The sequence below is a fragment of the Streptomyces sp. MnatMP-M17 genome (assembly GCF_900091995.1).
Classification (GTDB): Bacteria; Actinomycetota; Actinomycetes; order Streptomycetales; family Streptomycetaceae; genus Streptomyces.
The window spans coordinates 1-1,857 of the sequence record NZ_FMDK01001159.1; the positions used below are offsets into that span (position 1 = coordinate 1).

Here is a 1,857-nt window from a genome sequence, read left to right on the forward strand (position 1 = left end):
CTGCCTCAGCCGGTGGCCGTCACCCCCCGGCCGGCAGCACGACGGCGCGGCAGTGCGGTCGGCCACTTGGCGAGCGCGGCCGTCGCTCCGTACCAGGCGGCGAGGCCCGCCACGGCGGCGACCCAGCCGCCTATCTTGGCGAGCCCGGTGCTGTCGGCGAACTGTCCGACGGCGAGCAGCAGCAGTGCGACGGTGAGCAGTCCGTACGTGCCCTGGAACAGCGGCCCCGCGTCCGCCGCGCCCAAGGTGAGGCTGAGCGCCAGCAGCGCCCACAGGAGGAGGAAGAGGCCGGCCGCGTCGGCGGAGATCTGATCGCCGACGCCCGTCCCCCAGGTGAACCAGAAGGCTCCGAGGCCCGCGAAGGCCGTACCGGTGAATGAACGGCCCGCCCGGAATTCGAGCAGTCCGGCGACGAAGAGCGCGACACCGCCGACGTACAGCGCGAGCGGGACGGCGTCGGCCGCCGTCGCTCCGTCGATGACGGCGGTGTGGCCGATGCCGAAGGCGAGCAGGGTGAGTCCGAGCGCGAGATGGCCGAGAACCGAAGTCGAGGTGGTGCTTCCCGCAGAGACGTCGTTGTCCACGGCGGGCTCCCTTCATGATGTGCGGGTGTGCTGTTTCCCAGCGACCGTTATGTACCCTTCACAAGGGCACGATGCACCTCTACGCGTGAGTAAATTCACCTTGGGCGCAAGGGAGTTGACACTTACTCAGACGATGTGAAGTGCGGCGGGCAGAGCGGCGCCCGGGCCGGATCACATCGGGTCGGGCCGGATCGCGTCAGGTCGAGTCGAGTCGAGTCGTACCGCGTCGAACCGAGCGGGCGTCAGGGAATCGCGCCCGACCGTCAGGGAATCACCACGACGGGCCGCTGCGCGCGCCGTGCGAGCCGTCCCGCCACCGAGCCGAAGATCCGCCCGACGATGCCGTGGGTGGAGCCGACGACGATCGCGTCCGCCGAATACTCCTCGCCGACCTCTTCCAGCTCATGGCAGATGTCACCGCCGCGCTCGACCAGGATCCACGGGACCTCGGCGAGATAGTCCGCGCAGGCCAGTTCGAGTCCGAGCACCTCGGTGCGGTGGTCCGGCACATCCACGAAGACCGGCGGTTCGCAGCCCGCCCAGACCGTGGTCGGGAGCCGGTTGGCGACATGGACGATGATCAGGCCGGAGCCCAGCCGTTTGGCCATGCCGATGGCGTACGCGAGCGCCCGCTCGCTGGAGGTCGAGCCGTCGAAGCCGACGACCACTCCGTGCCGGAAGGCGGGATCGCAGGAGGCATCTGTCTGTTCCGCCGCTCGCAGGTCCGACAGAGGGTCGGCCACGCGCTTGCGGTCTGCGGGTTCGGGGATTTCGTGACCAGCCATGGCGTCTCGGCTAAAGAGGTCCTCTTGGGAAGGGACAACAATGGTCGTGGCGGGTGTCGTGGTGGGCGGGTGCCGTGTCCGGGAATCATCTTCCCAATCCGTACCCATAAGGGTACGGCGACACTCTTCTCATGCCCAGAGCCCGCCGCCCCACACGCGGCGTTCCAGGGAGCATGCACGAGGCTGCCCGGGATGGCAATGCCGGATGGCCCCTACAGTTGTCCGAGGAGTGACCGGAGGGCTCCGCTCCTCGTTGGCCATCGGTCATATCGTCACTTCGAGGGAGCACCCGTGCCCGCATCACCGACCGCTCAGGCCACTCCGGACGCTCCACGTCGCGACGCGCGTGAGACGCTGCGCGCGACCTCGGCGACGGACGAGGCGGATCCGGCGGGCGGCGGACTCGCCGTGTCCGACGCCCGGTCGCTCGCGGAGCGGGCCGTGGAACCGGCTGCCGGGCCGCCGCCGCCCCGGGCGGCGGGGAGGTG

The 1,857-nt window shown here is 70.0% G+C and carries 2 protein-coding genes and 1 pseudogene; 1 reads left to right on the top strand and 2 read right to left on the bottom strand.

The window, feature by feature from the left end; genetic code table 11:
• Positions 1-5 precede the first annotated feature (5 nt).
• Positions 6-584, bottom strand: coding sequence for an acetate uptake transporter (locus tag GA0115259_RS37280; protein WP_093604976.1), 579 nt, complete (start codon positions 582-584; stop codon positions 6-8).
• Positions 585-847: 263 nt separating this feature from the next.
• Positions 848-1,369 carry a universal stress protein gene (locus tag GA0115259_RS37285; RefSeq protein ID WP_066956441.1) on the bottom strand — a complete coding sequence of 174 codons (522 nt, stop codon included), beginning with the start codon at positions 1,367-1,369 and terminating at the stop codon, positions 848-850.
• Positions 1,370-1,660: 291 nt separating this feature from the next.
• Between GA0115259_RS37285 and GA0115259_RS39810 the strand changes: the two are divergent.
• Positions 1,661-1,857, top strand: a pseudogene (locus tag GA0115259_RS39810) (serine protease); the annotation flags it as partial.

What these genes read in the sequence shown, in the direction of transcription:
- GA0115259_RS37285 (WP_066956441.1), bottom strand. Translation starts at nt 1,369, where the DNA reads ATGGCTGGTCACGAAATCCCCGAACCCGCAGACCGCAAGCGCGTGGCC.